Annotated in this window: 1 protein-coding gene and 1 pseudogene; both read right to left on the bottom strand. The window is 71.1% G+C overall.

Annotated elements, in window-relative coordinates:
* Positions 1 to 218: 218 nt before the first annotated feature.
* Positions 219 to 1,562 (bottom strand): tyrosine--tRNA ligase, encoded by a 1,344-nt coding sequence (tyrS, locus tag HMPREF3105_RS00265; protein ID WP_070708495.1) that lies wholly within the window; start codon positions 1,560 to 1,562, stop codon positions 219 to 221.
* A gap of 69 nt (positions 1,563 to 1,631) precedes the next feature.
* Positions 1,632 to 1,976 (bottom strand): annotated as a pseudogene (locus HMPREF3105_RS13395) (AAA family ATPase); the annotation flags it as partial.

Here is a 1,976-nt window from a genome sequence, read left to right as displayed (position 1 = left end):
TTGAGCACGAGATGGAACTCTACACACGAACCCCACCGAACACAAAATCAAGGGTGACACCCGGCGGCCACGCATGAAAAAGGGCCCCGTTCTCCGCAGAATCCTGCGGAGAACGGGGCCCTGTGCTCCTCCCGTGGGCGGTTTCTCCGCCGTCGCCGCCCGTCGTGTCCTCGGTCACTTCTGGCGACCCGGTGGACACCGGTGGTCTGCGGCCGTGGTCAGGCCTCCCCCAGGTCCGCACCCGCCATGTTCTTCTTGCCCCGGCGCACCAGCAGGTGCCGGCCGGCGAAGGCGTCGTCTCGGGTGAACACCTGGTCGGCATCCGTCACCCGCACGTTGTTCACCGAGGCGCCGCCGTCGCGCACCGTCCGACGCGCCTCGGAGCGCGAGGCGACCAGCCCGGTGGAGACCAGCAGCTCGACCGCGGTCACGGTGCCCGGCTCCCCCTCCCACTGGGTCCGGTCGGCCTGCGGCAGCTCGGCCAGCACGGCGGTCAGCGTGTCCGGGTCCACCGTGGTGAGGTCGCCGCCTCCGAACACCGCCTGGGAGGCCTCGATGACCTTCGTCGTCGTCTCCTCTCCGTGGGCCAGCGCCGTGACCTCCCACGCCAGGCGCCTCTGGGCTTCCCGGCGGAACGGCTCGTCGGCCACCTTCTGCGCGTACTCCTCGATCTCCGCGCGGGTCAGGAACGTGAAGACCTTGAGTCGGTCGACGACGTCCGCGTCCGCCGTGTTGAGCCAGAACTGGTAGAAGGCGTACGGGGAGCACATCTCCGCGTCGAGCCAGACGGCGTTGCCCTCGGACTTGCCGAACTTGGTGCCGTCCGCGTTCGTGATCAGCGGCGTGCCCAGCGCATGGGCGTGGGTCCCCTCCACCTTGCGGATCAGCTCGGTGCCGGCGGTGAGGTTGCCCCACTGGTCGGAGCCGCCGGTCTGGAGGGTCACGCCGTGCCGGCGGTGCAGCTCGAGGAAGTCGTTGCCCTGCAGCACCTGGTAGGAGAACTCCGTGTAGGAGATGCCCTCATCAGAGTTCAGGCGCTTGGCCACGATCTCCTTCTTCACCATCGTGCCGACGCGGAAGTTCTTGCCGACGTCCCGCAGGAAGTCCAGCGCGCTCATGCCCGCGGTCCAGTCCAGGTTGTTGACCATGGTCGCCGCGTTCTCCCCCTCGAAGGAGAGGTACGGCTCGATCTGCGCGCGCAGCGACTCCACCCACGCCGCCACGGTCTCCTGCGAGTTCAGGACGCGCTCCGAGGTCTGCCGCGGGTCGCCGATGAGGCCGGTGGCGCCGCCCACGAGGGCATACGGGCGGTGGCCGGCGAGCTGCAGGCGGCGCAGGGTGAGCAGCTGGACCAGGTGTCCCAGGTGGAGAGACGGAGCGGTCGGGTCGAAGCCGCAGTAATACGAGACGGGCTCCCCGGCCAGCGCCTGTTCCAGCGCGGCCTCGTCCGTCGAGACGTGCACGAGCCCGCGCCAGCGCAGCTCCTGCCAGACGTTCTCGAAGCTCGGGTCGTTCGCCTGTGCGCGCAGTCGGGCCGCGCGCTCCTCGTTCTGGGGTGCCATAGCCCCCAGCCTAGCGACGCGCCCGCGCGCCTCCGCGACGCCGCGCACGTGCGACGTCGCCCGCGGGGCTCACTCCGGGACGTCCGCCAGCCCGGCCGGCAGCGCGGCCGCGTCCGTCCCGGCGACGACGGACAACGACTGGGTGGCGCGGGTCATCGCCACGTACAGATCGCCCACCACGCCGCGCGCGTCGGCCACGATCCGCTCGGGCGAGACGAGGACGACGGTGTCGAACTCCAGTCCCTTGGTCTCCCACGGGGTGGCGACGACGATCTCGACGCCGGGCAGCGGCGCGGTGTCCACGGCCGCCTCCCCCCACCGCTCCCGGAGGACCGTGAGCAGCTCCCCCGTCCGCCCGGCGGGGGCGATCACGGCGGTCAGGGCCTCGGGCACGCGGTCCCGCTCGACCTCGAC

The sequence above is a fragment of the Micrococcus sp. HMSC31B01 genome (assembly GCF_001816085.1).
Classification (GTDB): Bacteria; Actinomycetota; Actinomycetes; order Actinomycetales; family Micrococcaceae; genus Micrococcus; species Micrococcus luteus.
This window is presented reverse-complemented; position numbering and strand designations above follow the sequence as displayed.